This is a genomic window from Aestuariispira insulae, assembly GCF_003385955.1.
In the GTDB taxonomy this organism is placed as follows: Bacteria; Pseudomonadota; Alphaproteobacteria; order UBA8366; family Aestuariispiraceae; genus Aestuariispira; species Aestuariispira insulae.
Map to the genome: position 1 here is coordinate 1 of NZ_QRDW01000014.1, position 16,257 is coordinate 16,257.

Annotated in this window: 13 protein-coding genes; 5 read left to right on the plus strand and 8 right to left on the minus strand. The window is 55.7% G+C overall.

The genetic code is table 11. The features are described 5' to 3' along the window. Positions 1 to 453 precede the first annotated feature (453 nt). Entirely contained in the window at positions 454 to 1,161 is a 708-nt protein-coding gene (locus tag DFP90_RS20340; protein WP_115938933.1) for an imm11 family protein, read from the plus strand. Positions 1,162 to 1,287: 126 nt separating this feature from the next. Here DFP90_RS20340 and DFP90_RS20345 read toward each other — a convergent pair whose 3' ends face one another. The 8 genes from DFP90_RS20345 to DFP90_RS20380 all read right to left on the minus strand — a co-directional run bounded on the left by DFP90_RS20345 (position 1,288) and on the right by DFP90_RS20380 (position 10,027). Beyond that, positions 1,288 to 3,330, minus strand: coding sequence for an oxidoreductase (locus DFP90_RS20345; RefSeq protein WP_115938935.1), 2,043 nt, complete (start codon positions 3,328 to 3,330; stop codon positions 1,288 to 1,290). Positions 3,331 to 3,335: 5 nt separating this feature from the next. After that, a complete protein-coding gene (locus DFP90_RS20350; protein ID WP_115938937.1) occupies positions 3,336 to 4,541 on the minus strand; it encodes an aromatic ring-hydroxylating oxygenase subunit alpha in 1,206 nt (401 codons plus the stop codon). Positions 4,542 to 4,703: 162 nt separating this feature from the next. Next, positions 4,704 to 5,543 (minus strand): ABC transporter permease subunit, encoded by an 840-nt coding sequence (locus DFP90_RS20355; protein ID WP_115938939.1) that lies wholly within the window; start codon positions 5,541 to 5,543, stop codon positions 4,704 to 4,706. Beyond that, on the minus strand, positions 5,543 to 6,514 hold the full coding sequence (locus DFP90_RS20360; RefSeq protein ID WP_218044766.1) for an ABC transporter permease subunit: 972 nt from the start codon (positions 6,512 to 6,514) through the stop codon (positions 5,543 to 5,545). The genes DFP90_RS20355 and DFP90_RS20360 overlap by 1 nt, the downstream gene beginning before the upstream one ends. Positions 6,515 to 6,546: 32 nt before the next feature. Next, complete coding sequence (locus DFP90_RS20365; RefSeq protein WP_115938941.1) at positions 6,547 to 7,713, minus strand: ABC transporter ATP-binding protein; 1,167 nt, start codon at positions 7,711 to 7,713, stop codon at positions 6,547 to 6,549. A gap of 78 nt (positions 7,714 to 7,791) precedes the next feature. Then, positions 7,792 to 8,901 carry a polyamine ABC transporter substrate-binding protein gene (locus DFP90_RS20370; RefSeq protein ID WP_181905481.1) on the minus strand — a complete coding sequence of 370 codons (1,110 nt, stop codon included), beginning with the start codon at positions 8,899 to 8,901 and terminating at the stop codon, positions 7,792 to 7,794. Between the two features lie 164 nt (positions 8,902 to 9,065). Continuing rightward, positions 9,066 to 9,341 carry an acyl-CoA dehydrogenase family protein gene (locus DFP90_RS20375; protein ID WP_115938943.1) on the minus strand — a complete coding sequence of 92 codons (276 nt, stop codon included), beginning with the start codon at positions 9,339 to 9,341 and terminating at the stop codon, positions 9,066 to 9,068. 29 nt (positions 9,342 to 9,370) lie between these two features. Next, a complete protein-coding gene (locus DFP90_RS20380) occupies positions 9,371 to 10,027 on the minus strand; it encodes a TetR family transcriptional regulator (protein WP_115938945.1) in 657 nt (218 codons plus the stop codon). Between the two features lie 328 nt (positions 10,028 to 10,355). On the opposite strand from DFP90_RS20380, the gene DFP90_RS20385 reads away from it, so the two are divergent. The 4 genes from DFP90_RS20385 to DFP90_RS20400 are packed head-to-tail and all read left to right on the plus strand — an operon-like array spanning position 10,356 to position 16,234. Next, positions 10,356 to 11,972, plus strand: coding sequence for a phytoene desaturase family protein (locus DFP90_RS20385; protein WP_218044763.1), 1,617 nt, complete (start codon positions 10,356 to 10,358; stop codon positions 11,970 to 11,972). Continuing rightward, entirely contained in the window at positions 11,969 to 13,492 is a 1,524-nt protein-coding gene (locus DFP90_RS20390; protein WP_218044764.1) for a phytoene desaturase family protein, read from the plus strand. Before DFP90_RS20385 ends, DFP90_RS20390 begins: the two co-directional genes overlap by 4 nt. Positions 13,493 to 13,495: 3 nt before the next feature. Beyond that, the gene (locus DFP90_RS20395; protein ID WP_115938949.1) at positions 13,496 to 14,707 is read left to right on the plus strand and encodes an aminomethyl transferase family protein; all 1,212 of its coding nucleotides are present in this window, start codon (positions 13,496 to 13,498) and stop codon (positions 14,705 to 14,707) included. Between the two features lie 18 nt (positions 14,708 to 14,725). Beyond that, on the plus strand, positions 14,726 to 16,234 hold the full coding sequence (locus DFP90_RS20400; RefSeq protein WP_115938951.1) for an aldehyde dehydrogenase family protein: 1,509 nt from the start codon (positions 14,726 to 14,728) through the stop codon (positions 16,232 to 16,234). The last annotated feature ends 23 nt before the right edge of the window (positions 16,235 to 16,257 follow it).

The window sequence follows — 16,257 nt, forward strand, 5'->3', positions numbered from 1 at the left end:
ATCATCCGATCAATCGGATTGATGAACTGTTGCCCTGGAACTTCAGGGTCAGTCAGGAAAAACTGGCCGCTTGATCAGCCGACCGGGCGCTTACGCTTATCTGTCATTTCAGATCACGTTATCTGTCGCTGTGCTTGTCTAAGTGTTTGATATGTGATGTTCGATGGGAACAGCTTATGTGTCGCTGCACACGTGTGATGTGAAACGAAACATAACCCAGCCGGGCGACAGCGACCGTTGTTTAGTAAACGACCAGATGCCAGGAACAACTATGCGCGCGATCCGGGCGATGTCTGAACCGCCTTTGTTTGAGATGAGTCATTGTGGTAGAGCAAAATAAGTATGATGTTCCCGGAATTTGAGGACGAGAAATTCGTGATCCGTTTTGTTGATACCACGGATCAGCATCCACGCATGATGATTGTGACTGAAGCCTAAGAAAGGAATGGGGGAATGGGGTATTTTCGATTGGAAACCTACGGTGCAACGCATGACCGCATCGGGATAAATGCGCGAGCACTTGGTTCAGGGCTGATGCTAGATCCTTCTGAATTTGAAGCCCGTTTCCAGTCTGTTGGGCATTTGGACGATAACCTGAAAGTTAGTCTCATGCAGGCTCCAGAGATAGATCCGGTCAAATATGGCTATGATTTTAAGTTGGAGAAGAAAAGAACCAACCCCATCAAAATTCCGGACATCATTACCTTCCGTACTCATCAAAACATAGTGTCGGAAAAAGTGCGTGAAGTGATCGAAGCCTTTGATGATTTCCCTCATCAATTCCAGAAATGCCGGATGTTCAACCATGAAGATGTCGAATTGACCGAGCGGCAGTTCTACCTAATCAATATTCGCCGCTATGTGCAATTCGAGGCGGGCAAGCCTCCAGAGATTAAGCCACCCTATCAGATGACATATACGGAAAAGCAGGTGCTAGGGACGATCGAGACAAATCCGGAGCTTAAGGAAAAACTATCAAAATTGCCGATATGGCACATCCGTGGAGATCGCAACACGCTCTATCTGAGCGAGGGCCTGGTTTCGGAATTAAGAGCAAAAAACGTTATCGGGATGGATGAATTCTCCGTCCCGTTGGGTCGTGATGAGGAGTGTTTGGTCCAAGTCTGGGAGGCAGACAAGCACAGAACAATATACGAATGATTTGGGCAATGGAGTGAAGCCGGAAGAGGCTGTCTCCTGTGCCTGGGCCAAAATTGAGAATCTGAAAGTGTTCAGCATTTGATGAACTAAAATAATTTTCCTTGGAATGGGGCCATCAACTTCGTATCAGTCCTGATGCAGGCATGAAACTTCCCGTTTTTTCACCTGGGTTTCCTGTCCGATCGCTCGGGCGGCGGCATGGCCGGCATAGACTGCATGGGCGATGATGCCTGGCGCGTTGCAGTCTCCGATGCGGGTGATGCTGGGGCCGCTGCCTTGGGCCTCAATGTGGTCTGCAAGTTCAAAGAAAAGCCGGTCCCGGGGCTGGCGCGCGGTCACAGTGACCAGGCCGGTGGCGGGACGCCGCTTTTCTTCTCCCGTGAACAGGCAATGGCTGATGACCTCGTTGCCGTCAAAGGCCTGGACCACTTCATTATGGTGCAGGGCCACCCCTTCGGTCATAAGCTGGGCGTTTGTGAAGGACAGTTCTTCCGTATGCTGGGTCCAGGGGCCGATCACGCTGTGGGTGCTGATGATGGAAACCGCCCTCCCGGCCCGGCGCAGGACGAGTGCGCTACAGGCGCTCATATAATAACTGTCATCGTCAAACAGGATGACCGGCCCGTCCGGCAAATCGCCTGCCATGATGTCATCGGGTGTGTATGCCCGGATGCCGTCCGCCAGGGAAATAGGCGACAGGCGGTTAAAGCCGACCCCGTCGGCCCGCCATTTGGCACCGGTTGCCACCAGGACATGGTCGGCTTCGAAATCTAAAACGTCATTGGCACCAAGATCGCTGTCCAGGTAGAGGGCGACGTTGGCCAGCTTGTTCAACTGCTCGAGGCGCCAGTCACGCACCCGCGCCCATTCGGCCAGGCCCGGCAGTTTGCACTCCCGTGTGACGCGGCCGCCAAGTTCGGTCCCGGCTTCGGCCAGGGTAACGGTATAGCCGCGTTGCCCGAGGGTGCGTGCGGCTTCCAGCCCGGCCGGTCCGCCGCCGACAATCAGGACCGTTTCATCGGCGTGGCGGGGCGGGACTTTTTCCGGGTGCCAGCCGGACCGCCATTCCTCGCCCATGGTCGGGTTTTGTGTGCAGCGGATTGCTGCGCCCCTGGAATTATGGGCGTAACAGATATTGCAGCCGATACATTCGCGGATATCCTCCAGCCGGTCTTCGCGGATCTTGGTTGGAATGAAGGGATCGGCAATGGACGGCCTGGCAGCGCCGACAAAATCCAATATACCTTTCTTGATCTGGCGGACCATTGTGTCGGGGGAGGTGAAACGTCCGACCCCGACAACCGGTTTGCTGGAAACCGATTTGACAAAAGAAACCACCTGTTCCTGGGCGGCTTCTTTGACAAAGCGAGAGCTGCCCATCTCTGTTGGATAATCATGGATGGTGATGTCCCACAGGTCGGGCAGGTCGGCGATCCGTTCCAGCATCTCGCAATAATCATCGCGGACCAGCTGGCCGTTTTCCAGATTGCCGGTCAGGGAATAGCGCACAGCAACCGCGCAGCTGTCGCCGACTGCCTCTTTGGTATCCTCAATCAGCTCGCGGGCAAGGCGCAGGCGGTTATCCAGCGATCCGCCATATTCATCCTCCCGGTGGTTGAGGGCAGGGTCCATGAATTCCCACATCAGATAATTGTGGTTGAGATAGACATAGACAATATCGAACTCGGCCTTCTTTGCCCGCAAGGCCGCCTCCCGGTGCCAGCGTCGGAAATCCCGGATATCCTGGGCATCCATCTTGCGGCTCTGCACGGGATCGAAGAAATGCGGGCGGCTTTCCGAACCAAAGGTCGGTTTGCGGCTTTGATTGTTGGAAATCAGGCTGCCGCCATGCCACAATTCAACCCCCGCCAGAGCCCCATGTTCATGTACGGCCGAACTCATTTTATGGAGCGCCCGGACATCGCTTTCATCCCAAAGGCTGGCAAAGGGGAAAGGCACATCATCGGATGTCTCGTGGATCGAGCAATATTCCGTGCAGACCACACCCCAGCCGCCTTCGGCCTTCACGCCGCGCATGGCGGCTTGGAAATGGGGCCGTTGGACCCCCATGCCGGTGCAATGGGGAACCTGGTAAAAGCGGTTGGGGGCGGTGACCGGTCCGATTTGGACCGGTTCAAACAGGATCTCGTAACGGGGATTGGTCGTCATACAGGTTACTCTCGGTCCTGGCTTTTCATTTCCTCATTGATCCGGCGCAGGCTGCCCGGCTCCGGTGCCTGTTCCAGGCCGATGGCTGGGATGATGTCACGCAGATGGTCGTGGAACTGGGCGATCCCCACTTCTTCCAGCGCCAGGGGACCGGGTGTATAATCCTTGGAATTCATGCCTTCCTGAACGCGCAGCGTGATTTCCTTATCCTCGTTATCGACCTGATCCATGATCTTAAAGTTAAGCTGGCGCAATTCGTTGAGCTTCGGGTCGTCGCTGGGCAGGCCATAGACGCCATAGCGGATCATGGTCTGGTTTTCATTGAGTGGGAAAATCTGGAAGATATCCACCAGTTCCGGATAGATATCAAAGCCCAGGCCCGGCGCCATGCCATATTGATCCCAGAGCCTGCGCAGCTCTTCCGGCAGATGTTGATTGCATTCGCCGATCAGTTCCTGATAACGCGCCTCATCGGCCTCTTTGGACAGTTTGGTGCGCACGGTGAAAGTGCCGCGGGAAACACCCCGGTCAAGCACTTCCAGCTCGTCGAGATTCTCCTCACAGATCCGGTTAAAGCCCGGGTGGCCCACCGGTACATGATAGGATTCCAGGTAATTGTCCCAGGCGATTTTCCAGTTGGCATCCCAGATCTTGGTTTTGATCGGGGCGAGCGGCACCATTTCCTCCATCCGATAGGGGGCGAGATTTTCGGCATAATCTCCCCACATCTCGGCAACAGACGGGCCCTCGCCTTCAATTTTGACAAAGACCCAGCTGTTGAATTCTTCCAGTTGCAGCTTGTGCAGCCCCAGGCATTCTTTTTTGGCTTCCGGGAAGATCGGTTCTTTCGGGATTGCCTTCAAATCGCCGTTCAGGTCATAGCTCCAGCCATGATAGGGGCATTGAATGCGGGTCTTGCAGTTGCCTTGGCCATCCAACAGACGCGCGGCGCGGTGGCGGCAATGGTTTTTCATGGCATAGAGGGAACCGTTTTTGGCTCGCGTGACCACCAGGCTTTCGCGATAGAAATCCAGCACGATGAAATCGCCGGGTTCCTTAACATCGCTGATATGGCAGACCAGGATCCAGTTCTTGCGGTAATATTCCTCATGCTCCAGATCCAGCAGCTCTTTGCTGCTATATACCCAGGGGAAAAGCGGTTTCTGGGTGAAGCGGCTGTCAGCGCCGGTTGTGGGGAAAGTATCGAGCATGAATGCCTCCGTCCTGGTTTTGTTGTATCTAAATGGTTGTTTAGCATTTTCATTGATAAAATGCAACGAACATTTAATTAATATGAAATGTTCATTTAGAAAACATAAGGCCAGCCGCTGGAAGGCGACTGGCCCTAAATCATGGTTTAGGTTTTGTGGCGGTTATTCGGATGCGGCCATCTGCATGTCGCGTGCCCGCTGGTTTTCCTGCCGGAACATCAAGACTGCCGCGCAGATGACACCAACGGTCACAAGCCCGATGATAATGGTGGCAAGGGCATTGATGTCCGGGCTGACGCCCAGCTTGACTTTGGAATAAATGACCATGGGCAGGGTGCTTGAGCCGGGGCCGGAGACGAAACTGGCAATCACCAGATCATCCAGCGACATGGTGAAGGCCAGCAGCCAACCGGAGATCATGGCGGGTGACACGATGGGCAGGGTGATATCCCACAGGACCCGGAAGGGTTTGGCCCCAAGATCGGTGGCCGCTTCCTCAAGGGACTCATCCACCCCGGACAGGCGGCCCTGAATGATGACTGCCACATAAGCCATGGAGAAAGTGATATGGGCGATGGTGATGGTGCTTACCCCGCGGCCCGCCGGCCATCCGATGAATTCTTCCAGCGAGATGAATAACAACAGCAGTGACAGGCCGGTGATCACTTCCGGCATGACCAGAGGAGCCGTGATCATGCCGGAAAACAGGGTGCGTCCCCGAAAACCCCGGAACCGGGCCAGCGCCAGGCCGGCCAGGGTGCCGAACAATACGGCGAAGGTGGCCGAGATGGCGGCAATGCGCAGGCTCAGCAGGGCCGCTTCCAATATCTGCTCATTTTGCAACAGGGCGCCATACCATTTGGTGGAGAAGCCGCCCCATACCGTCACCAGTTTGGAACTATTGAAGGAATAGGCGATCAGATAGAAGATTGGCACATAGAGAAAAGCAAACCCGAAGCAGAGAACGGAAATGATGAAGGTGCTGTTTCGTTTTTGCTGCATCACATGACCTCCGCCTTGGATTGGAAATGCTGATAAACCATCATGGGCACCACCAGGAAGACCAGCAGGGCAATCGCGACGGAAGAGGCTACGGGCCAATCCCGGTTGACGAAAAACTCGTCAAAGAGAACGCGGCCGATCATCAGGGTGTCAGGCTCGCCCAGCAGGGCCGGGATGACATATTCACCGGTCGCTGGAATGAAGACCAGCAGACTGCCTGCGATGATGCCTGGCATGGAAAGCGGTAATGTCACGGTCAGGAAGACGGTTGCTGGTTTGCTGCCCAGGTCCTGGGCCGCCTCATGCAACTGGAAATCCATCTTTTCCAGGTTGGCGTAGAGCGGCAGGATCATGAACGGCAGATAAGAATAGATGATGCCGATATAGAGCGCTGTTTCCGTATACATGATCTGGAGCGGCTCAAAGGGCGCATCGGTTAGGCCTAGGGCCATGCCGATATTCCAGGCCACTTCAAGCATGTTGTTGAGCAGGCCATGGGTGTTCAGGATCCCCATCCAGGCATAGACCCGCAACAGGAAGGATGTCCAGAAAGGTAAGATCACCAACAACAGCAGGATGTTTTTCATGGTCTGGCTGGACCGGGCAATGCCATAGGCCATGGGATAGCCGACCAACAGGCATAAAAGGGTCGAGATGGTCGCCAGTTTCAGGGAGTTGAGATAAGAGAGCCAATAGAGGTCATCTTCCAGCAAATACTGGAAGTTCTCCAGGGTGACATAGATCGAGGGCAGGAATTCCCCTTCGGTCCATTCCAGGAGATCCGTGAAAGGCGGTCGGGCGATAATGGCCTCGGCCAGGCTGATCTTCAAAATGATCGCAAAAGGCACCAGGAAAAAGATGAACAGCCAGAGATAGGGCAGGGCGATCACCAGGCGCTTCCATTGTGATTGCAGGCGGTTGCCCAGTTGGCGCAGGCCACCCCGGCTTTGAAGGGGGGCATCTTTCCCCATCTCCAGCCCGGTATCCATGTTTGTATCTGCACTCATTTCGTCAGCACCACGGAGCTGGAGGGCAGCCAGGAGAGATAAACAGTATCGTCCCAATCCAGGGTGCGTTCGGACTCGTGGTGGCGCTGCCGGTTTTGCGCGCTAACCTCCATGATGCGTCCGCCGCCAATATCGACGCGGTATATGGAATATTTCCCCATATAGCCGATATCATTGATCCGGCCGGGCAAGATGTTCATGCTTTCTGCGTTCTCGGGCTGGGTCCGGCTGATGAAGATTTTCTCCGGCCGGATCGCAACGGTAACCGCCGTGCCATGATCGACCTCGGTCTTGTCGCCAAGCCGGATTTCGGAGGAGAGGCCGTCGGCATGAAATGTCGATCCCTTACCGTTGCGCTGGACCTGACCTTCAAACATGTTGGCGGAACCGATGAATTCAGCGGCAAACCGGCTGTTGGGATATTCATAGATATTGGTCGGCGTGTCGATCTGGAGGATTTCCCCCTGGTTCATAACCGCAATCCGGGTGGAGAGCGTCATGGCCTCTTCCTGATCATGGGTCACGACGACAAAGGTCACGCCGAGGCGGTCCTGGATGTCCATCAGCTCGAATTGGGTATGTTCACGCAGGCGCTTGTCAAGGGCGCCCAGCGGCTCATCCAACAGCAAAACCTTCGGCTGTTTGACCAGGGCACGCGCCAGGGCCACCCTCTGGCGCTGTCCACCGGACAGCTGGTGGGGCTTGCGTTTGGCGAAGCTGTCCAGTTCCACCATTTTCAGCATTGCGTTGACCCGCTCGCGGATTTCTCGCTTCGGAAGACCTTCGCGCTTCAGGCCGTATGCCACATTGTTTTCAACCGTCATATGCGGAAACAGGGCGTAGGACTGGAACATCATATTGACGGGCCGGTCATAGGCCGGAACCCCGGTCATGTCCTGGCCGTCGATCAGGATGCGGCCCTCCGTTGGATTGTCAAAGCCGGCCAGCATACGCAGCAGGGTCGTCTTACCACAGCCGGATCCGCCGAGAAGAGAGAATAGCTCACCTTGGTAGATATCCAGGTCGATTTTGTTCACTGCAGTGAAGGCCCCAAATCTCTTTACCACCCCTTCAATCTGGATGAAGGGTTTGGCGCCTGGCACTTCCCAGGGATTGGGCGCACAGGGTTTACAGGATGTTCCGGTTACAAAGGGTTGCTGCATGGCGATGCGCCTCCCGAAAAAAATGTCACAACAAATTGGATGGGCGGGGGCAGTGCCCCCGCCCGGTCACAAGGGGGCTTAACGGCCTGTTTTGATCTTGCTCCAGGTGCGGGTCATGACCCGTTTCACCTTCGGAGGCAGAACTTTTTGGGTGAAGAGGCGGGCCTTAACGGTGTTATCCGGATAGACCGCAGGATCGTTGCGGACATCTTCCACCACCATGGGGGTCGCATCCTTGTTCGCGTTGGCATACCAAGTGTAGTTGGTGGCTGCTGCGATCACTTCGGGCCGCATCATGTAATCCATCCATTTATAGGCGGCTTCTTTGTGCGGTGCGTCTTCCGGGATGACCCAGACATCAAACCAGGCCCCGGCCCCTTCCTTGGGGATGTTGTAGGCCAGGTTCACATCCTTGCCCGCTTCCGCGGCACGGCCGGCGGCCACTGCATAGTCACCGGACCAGGTCATGGCCATGCAAATCTCCTGGTTGGGGAGCGAATTCAGATAAGAGGAGGAATCAAATGTGCGGATATGCGGGCGCACCTTCGACATCAAATCCTCGACCTTCTTATAGTCGTCTTTGTTGGTCGAGGACGGGTCCAGGCCCAGATAGGATAAAGCCATCGGGATCACGTCGACCGGGGAATCCAGGATGGTCACACCGCAATCGGCCAGTTTGGAAACCATGTCCGGATTAAAAAGGATTTCGGCGGAATCAAGCGGCGCATTGGGCAGGCGCTCTTTCACCATGTCGACATTATAGGTCAGTCCGGTGGTGCCCCACATATAGGGTACGCCATATTGGTTGCCTTCATCCCAGTTTTCCAGGATTTTCAGGATGCCGCTGTCGAGATGGGAATAGTTCTTAAGCTTGCTTTTGTCGATCTGCTCGAAAATCCCGGCCTGGATCAGCGGGGGCAGGAAGGATCCCGCATGCAAAACGACATCATAACCGGATCGGCCGGCCAAAAGCTTGGCATCCACGGTTTCCGAGGCGTCGTAGGTGTCGTAAACCACCTTGATGCCGGTTTCCTTTTCGAAGTCGGCGATGGTGGTCTCGCCGATATAGTCGGCCCAGTTATAGACATAGAGGACGTTTTCCTCCGCGGAACCCGCACTGGCCCACATGGCCGCAATAACGGCTGAACCTGCCAGTACTTTCTTCAAAACATGCTTTAAGGCTTTCATCGAATGCCTCCCTGAAATGCGTGTTTTGCAGTCCTTGCCTGATTATGTGCCTATTGGCTGGCACTCATTATATCTTATGTGCAATTCCCACAGTTATATAAATGGCTTGCGCCACAACGATTTTCCCTAAGCATTTACCCATTGTGCCGGGGGTGGCCCGGCGATCAGCGCGACAAGCCTCCTACCAGGCCGTCAAAGCCGCGCTTGTTCAAAATACCTGCGATGATCAGTCTCTGGTTTTCACTGGTGCCCTTCCAAATTCTGTCGACACGAAATTCTCTGAAAAACCGTCCGGCGACATTGTCTCGGCGATAGCTGCGCCTGCTGTTTGCGCCGTTATTTATTTCCGCTGCCACCTCAGGAGGGATCAATTCGCCAACGACGAATCTTTTCATCCTCTCCCGCCATGCTTGGGCTTTTGATGTCAGCTCGAACAGCATCTCTTGTGCCTTTCCTTGGCTTTCGAAAGTTATTTTCTCTGCGCCAATAGGCGGATCTGCTCCGCTTGCGAGGGGAAGAGCGATTCAAACAGGTTGAAGACCATGGTTTTGTCATCCTGGATGCCGCCCCTGTTATTCAGCAGGACCCGCATCCACATGCCGTCCAGCGCGCCGTCAATGCCCATGGCCGCCGCATCCCCTTTCAGGATGCCGCCTTCGGCCTCACAGGCCTGGGTGCAGAACTGGCGCATATATTCATAGCGCTCCGCATCGCGCTGGTCGCAAACCTTCAGATAGGTCGGCCGGGTCTTGGCTTCGCCCCAGAAGGCATACCAGACACCGATTTTCTTGCGGTTGCAGACCAAGGGGTCGAAATCCGTGTGGATTAGGGCGGCGATTTTATCGATCGGAGTTGGGCCCGCCTCATCCAGCTTCTGCCGGTACACATTCATATATTCCTCGGTCAGATATTGCAGCGTCTCCAGCAGCAATCCGTCCTTGGTCTTGAAATGGAAAATCACAATCCCCTGCGAAACACCTGCCCGCTCCGCCACCTTGGCGATGGTGGTGTCCGAGAATCCCAGCTTGTCGATACAGTCGATGGTGGCATCGATCAATTGCTGCCGTCGGAAGACCTTGTTTGCGGCTCGGCTCCGGCGCGGAGATTTTCGTTCTGTGATAGCCATTTAATTGAGTATGCCTTCGATATTTATATGTTTCAATAATATTTCTATAGCCCAAAAATTCATTTTTGTTAATAGCTTATTTAACAAAATTAATTGAGCGTTTATTCAATTTTTGTAGACATCGATAAAATCCTGTGCCAGCCTCCGGGACGTTATTAACACAAAAACGGTATGAATTCATGCGCACGCAGAAGAAAAACAACGACCATTTCAAGGCGACTGTCACGACGCTGTGTGAATGAGATCCCGAAAAAATTTTGAAAAGCTGTCGATCTGACTGCGGATGAACGGGGCGAAGGAAGCTCACGGCCTGACCGTAGGGAGTAAAATGATGAAAAAGTATGATGCGATTGTGGTGGGAGCTGGTCATAACGGCCTGGTCACTGCCTGTTATCTCGCCAAGTCGGGCCTCGATGTCTTGGTGGTCGAGAAACATGACTATATCGGTGGTGCGGCTGTCAGCCTGGAACTGTATGACGGCTGGAAATATTCCAACTGTTCCTATGTCTGCAGCCTATTCCGCCCGGAGATTTCCCGGGATCTGGAGCTGTATAAATACGGCCTGCAGGTGATCCCCTATGGTGGTGGCGGCGTGCTGATGGAAAATGGTGACCATCTGGCGGCCCTGTCCGATCATGATGCCGCCCGGCAGGAAATAGCGCGTCATTCTAAGAAGGATTCGGAAGCTTACGACCGCTACAGCGCGAATCTGATGCGCCAGTGTAAATTCATCAAACCTCTGCTGATGCGGACCGCGCCGGATCCAACCTCCTTCAAGCCACGCGATCTTCAGGAACTCTTGTATCTGGGCAAGAGGTTCCACGGGCTTAGCGAGCCGGAAATGTATGAGATGGCCCGTTTCTGGACCATGAGCGTGGTCGAGTTCCTGGACGAATATTTCGAAAGCGATGTGATGAAGGCCTGGATCGCCGGCACCGGGATCATCGGCACCGCGCTTGGTCCCTGTTCGCCTGGCACGGCCTATGTCTTGCTGCATCATTACATGGGTGAGGTCGACGGCAATATCGGTGCCTGGGGCTTTGCCCGTGGCGGCATGGGCTCCATCACCAAGGCGCTGGCCGATTGCTTGAAGGATAAGGGCGGTGAGATCCGTGCCGGGTCGGGTGTTGAAAACATCCTGGTCAAGAATGGCCGGGCGGTCGGTGTCGCGCTGGAAAATGGCGATGAGTTTTATTCTGACACCATCATTTCCGGCATGGATGTTAAGCGCACCTTCCTGAAGACCATGGAAACCAAACATCTGCCGGATGATTTTGTCCGCCAGGTGAAACGGTTCAAGATCCGTGGTTCGTCTGGCAAGCTTAATATCGCGCTCGATGGCCTGCCCGAATTCCCGCAACTGCCGGAAGGGTCCCAGGTCACCCGCGGTGATTTCCATTTCACGGATTCCGTCGAGCGGATGGAACGGGCCTATGACGACTGGAAACGCGGTACCTGGTCCAAGGATCCTTATCTGGATGTGCTGATCCCGACCCAAATCGATCCCACAATGGCCCCGGAGGGCAAGCATTACATGACGGTCTTCGTCCAATATGCCCCCTATGACCTGGCCGATGGCGAGGTCTGGGATGACAAGAACCGTGAAGCTTTTGCAGAATCGACCATCTCCCTGATTTCCAAATACAGCCCCAACTTCCGCGATCTGATCCTGCATAAGGAAGTGCGCACGCCGCTGGATATTGAGGAAAAGGCAGGCCTGACGGAAGGCAATATCTTCCAGGGAGAGCTGACTTTTGACCAGTTGCTTTTTAACCGGCCGGTGCCGGGTTATGCGCAATATCGTTCGCCGGTGAAGGGGCTTTATATGTGCGGTTCCTCGACCCATCCGGGCGGGGGCGTTATGGGCGCGCCGGGCGCGAATGCCGCACGCGAGATTCTGCGCGACATGGGCGCGGGCCGTCAAACCGGGAGGCAGGCAGCATGAGTATGAAAGATAATTATGATGCCGTTATCATTGGCGGCGGGCATAACGGGCTGGTCTGTGCCAGTTATCTGGCAAAGGCGGGCCGCAAGGTTCTGGTGCTGGAAGCAAACGACCAGCTGGGCGGTGCGGCTCCGGGCTGTGCCCATATTATCAACCAGCTGAATGGTGCGGTCGCCAATGATCTGGAACTGACCAAGCATGGCCTGAAATACACCGATACCAACCTGGCGACCATTGCGTTGGGTGAAGGCGGGGAGCATCTCAAGATCGAAGGCACCCGTGTCTCGGCCCTCAATGGGGCGGCGCTGTCGGAGGAAGATCGCGTTTCCTTTAACAAGATGATGCGCAGCCTGCATAAATTCTCCAACCTGCTGGGGCCGGTATGGGGCAAGAAGCCGCCCCGGCTGAAGAACCAGGACCTGGAAGACAAAATCACGCTGGGTAAACTGGGGCTTTCCATTCGCATGCTGGGCAAGCGCGACATGCAGGATTTTTTGCGCATTGCCCTTATGAATGCCGCTGACCTGGTTGAGGATGCGGTGGAGAACAAACTGCTGCAAGGCGCGATCGCGGTGGATTCTGTCTGGGGCACCCATCTGGCACCCCGGTCTCCGGGCACTGTTTTGTCGCTCTTTTATCGTCTGTCCGGTGCGATTAACGGCCGCCAGGGGGCGCTGGCGCTTCCTGCCGGCGGCATGGGCGCTGTGGTTGATGCGCTGGTGGCAGCGGCTGCCAGTAATGGTGTCGATATTCGCACAGGTGCTGCCGTTGAGCAGATCCTGGTGGAAAACGACCGGGCCTGCGGCGTGCAACTGGCCGGTGGCGAGATAATCACCGCCAATCTGGTGATTTCCAATGCCGACCCGAAACGCACCTTTCTCAATCTTCTGGGGGCCCGGCATCTGGATGCGGGCTTTGTCCGCCGGATTTCAAAAACCCGGACCAACGGGAATACGGCGCGTTTGACCCTGAAGCTGAATTCCCTGCCGGAATTCACCGGCCTGGCCCGCAGCGATCTTAAGAACCGCCTGTTGATCGCACCGGATATTCTCTATCTGGAGGAAGCCTTCAACCAGGCGAAATATGGTGAGTTCAGCAACCAACCGGCCATGGAGATCGTCTTCCCCGAGGGCGCTGAACCGACCCTGTCGGCCCTGGTGCAATATGCGCCCTATCACCTGAAAGGCGGCTGGACTGACGAGGCCCGGACCGCGTTTTTGGAAAAGGCGCTGGATCAGCTGGACCGCTATGCACCGGGAATCCGTGACCATATCCGCGAGAGCGAGCTCCTGACCCCGGCCGATATTGAGGCCCGCTATCACATCACCGGTGGCCATTGGCACCATGTGGAAATGCAGATCGATCAGATGCTGATGATGCGCCCCGTTCACGGATCCGCGCAATATCAGACCCCGATGCCGGGACTTTATCTCTGTGGTGCGGGCGCGCATCCGGGGGGCTCCGTCACAGGGGCGCCGGGCATGAATGCCGCAAAACGAATTCTGGCGATGGAGGCTTGATCGATGACCGCGATGCAACCAAAACCGTTTGATTCCAGGAAACTGGGCATGCGCCAGACGCCGTTTTATCCGCGGCAGATGGACTGGACCATCACCAATGACTGGCTTTTATGGGCGGGTTACACCTCGCCCGGCAGCCTGGATGTGGTCGAGCAGGAATATTTTGCAATCCGCAACTCGGCTACGGTCTTTGACATCACGCCGATGTGCAAATACCGGGTTTCCGGGCCGGAGGCCGAGCTGTTCCTCAACCGCCTGGTCACCCGTGACATTCGAAAGATGCGCGACAACCGGGTTTCCTATGTGATCTGGTGCGATGATGAAGGCCATATGCTGGATGATGGCACGGTCTTCAAATATTCGAACACCGAATACCGGCTCTGCTGTCAGGAACGGCAATATGACTGGCTGACTGACAATGCCATTGGCCTGAATGTTGAGATCCAGGATGTGACGGATGATATCGCGGCGCTGGCGTTCCAGGGACCGACAACCTGTCGAATCCTGAAAAATCTGGGTCTTGCTGGTGTTGAGGAAATGAAGCCGTTCGACATTCGCGAATTCCCGTTTGGCAAGGGCACCCTTTCGGTTTCCCGCACCGGCTTTACCGGGGATCTGGGATATGAATTGTGGATTGATCCGGAACAGGCGCTGGATCTATGGGATACGCTCTTTGAGGCGGGGCGGCATTACGATATCCGCCCGATCGGCAGCCACGCGCTGGATCTTGCCCGAATGGAGGCTGGCCTGCTGCAGCCGAATGTGGATTTCCAGTCCGCCGAGTTTACCCTGCGCCACAGCCGACGCCGCAGCCCGTTCGAAATCGGGATGGAATGGCAGGTGGATTTCACCAAGGGCCATTTCAACGGCCGTCGGGCGCTGTTGAAGGAGAAACAGCAGGGGACGTCGAAATATTGTCTGGTGGGGCTGGATATCGAGGGCAACAAACCAGCCCATGCGGCACTGATCTATCACCGCCAGAAGAAGGAGATCGGCCGGATCACGTCGGCCATGTGGTCTCCGACCCTAAAGACCAATATTGCGCTGGCGGAATTGAAACGCCCGTTCGGCATTGATCAGAAAGAAGACATCTGGGTCGAAATCTATGTGGATAAGGAAATGAAATGGGAACGGGTCATGGCCCGGGCCAGGATCGTTTCTACGCCCTTCTTTGCGCCTGCGCGCAAAAATCAGACGCCGCCGGCGGATTATTGATCTGGGAGGATAATTGAGATGACTGATTTGACATTGGCTGATTGGCAGTCCCGCGCGGATTCATTCCGGCCGGAAACCCGCCTCTTCATCGATGGCGACTATGTGGATGCCGTTGAGGGCAACCGGTTCGAAAGCATCAATCCGGCCGACCGCTCTGTGGTGGCGGCATTCTCTGCGGGCAATGAAAAGGATATCGACCGCGCGGTGGCGGCGGCCAAGGTTTCCTTCAAAACCGGTGTCTGGTCCAAGATGGCCCCGCGCGACCGGATGAATGTGCTCTACCGTCTGGCGGATCTGGTCGATGAAAATGCAAAAGAACTGGCGCTGATGGAAACGCTCGACATGGGCAAACCCATCAATGACTGCTTGACCATGGATATCCCCTTCGTCGCCGATACCTTCCGGTATTTTGCCGAATGTATTGATAAAATCGAAGGCTCGATCACCAATACCGAAAATGATGTGCTCAGCCTGATCCTGCGCCAGCCGATCGGTGTGGTTGGCGCGATCTCGCCCTGGAACTTCCCGCTCCTCATGGCGGCCTGGAAGGTGGCGCCTGCGCTGGCGGCGGGGAACTCGACGGTATTGAAACCCGCGGAACAATCCCCGATGAGCTGCCTGAAACTGGCGAAGTTGTTCATGGAGGCGGGTGGCCCCGCCGGTGTCCTGAACGTGGTGCCGGGCCTGGGGGAGGAAGCGGGCAAAGCGCTGGCGCTGCATATGGATGTCTCCAAGGTGAGCTTCACCGGCTCGACCGAGGTGGGCAAGCTGATGCTGATTTATGCCGGCCAGTCCAACATGAAAAAGGTCAGCCTGGAATGCGGCGGCAAGAGCCCGAATATCTTCCTGGGTGATCTGGTTGGCGACAAGCTGGAGCAGGCGGCGGAAGCCGCCGCCCATGCGATCTATCTCAATATGGGTGAGGTTTGCTCCGCCGGGTCCCGTATCCTGGTGGACCAGAAAATCCATGGAGATTTCCTGGAGGCCTTCAAGGAAAAGGGCAAGGATCTCTATAAGCCGGGCAACCCGCTGGATCCGGGCTGTAATATGGGGCCGCTGGTTGATCATCAGTCCCAGGACCGGGTGCTGGGCGCGGTCGCCCAGGCAAAAGTTGAGGGCGCGACCCTGGAATTTGGCGGTGATACACCGGGTGGTGATTTGTCGGCCGGTGCCTATGTGAACCCGACCCTGTTCTCTGGCGTGAACAACACCATGACCATCGCACGCGCGGAAACCTTTGGTCCGGTGGCCAGCATGATCCCGTTCAATGGATTGGATGAGGCGCTCTCCATCGCCAATGACAGCATCTATGGCCTGGCCGCGGCGGTCTGGACCAATGATTTGAATCTGGCGCACCAGTTCGTGCGCGATATCGAAGCGGGCACGGTCTTTGTTAATTCCTATGACGAAGGTGACATGACACAGCCGTTTGGCGGCTTCAAACAATCCGGTAACGCCAAGGATAAATGTTTTGAAAGCCTGCTCAGCTACACCCAGGCAAAAGCCGCCTGGTTCCGGTTCAGCTGAGCCGCAAGCAGAAGACAAGACGT

Coding starts and splice junctions, on each gene's coding strand:
- DFP90_RS20360 (WP_218044766.1), bottom strand. CDS start 6,514: ATGGGGAAAGATGCCCCCCTTCAAAGCCGGGGTGGCCTGCGCCAACTG.
- DFP90_RS20400 (WP_115938951.1), top strand. CDS start 14,726: ATGACTGATTTGACATTGGCTGATTGGCAGTCCCGCGCGGATTCATTC.
- DFP90_RS20345 (WP_115938935.1), bottom strand. CDS start 3,330: ATGACGACCAATCCCCGTTACGAGATCCTGTTTGAACCGGTCCAAATC.
- DFP90_RS20395 (WP_115938949.1), top strand. CDS start 13,496: ATGACCGCGATGCAACCAAAACCGTTTGATTCCAGGAAACTGGGCATG.
- DFP90_RS20370 (WP_181905481.1), bottom strand. CDS start 8,901: ATGAAAGCCTTAAAGCATGTTTTGAAGAAAGTACTGGCAGGTTCAGCC.
- DFP90_RS20365 (WP_115938941.1), bottom strand. CDS start 7,713: ATGCAGCAACCCTTTGTAACCGGAACATCCTGTAAACCCTGTGCGCCC.
- DFP90_RS20380 (WP_115938945.1), bottom strand. CDS start 10,027: ATGGCTATCACAGAACGAAAATCTCCGCGCCGGAGCCGAGCCGCAAAC.
- DFP90_RS20385 (WP_218044763.1), top strand. CDS start 10,356: ATGATGAAAAAGTATGATGCGATTGTGGTGGGAGCTGGTCATAACGGC.
- DFP90_RS20390 (WP_218044764.1), top strand. CDS start 11,969: ATGAGTATGAAAGATAATTATGATGCCGTTATCATTGGCGGCGGGCAT.
- DFP90_RS20340 (WP_115938933.1), top strand. CDS start 454: ATGGGGTATTTTCGATTGGAAACCTACGGTGCAACGCATGACCGCATC.
- DFP90_RS20355 (WP_115938939.1), bottom strand. CDS start 5,543: ATGCAGCAAAAACGAAACAGCACCTTCATCATTTCCGTTCTCTGCTTC.
- DFP90_RS20350 (WP_115938937.1), bottom strand. CDS start 4,541: ATGCTCGATACTTTCCCCACAACCGGCGCTGACAGCCGCTTCACCCAG.
- DFP90_RS20375 (WP_115938943.1), bottom strand. CDS start 9,341: ATGCTGTTCGAGCTGACATCAAAAGCCCAAGCATGGCGGGAGAGGATG.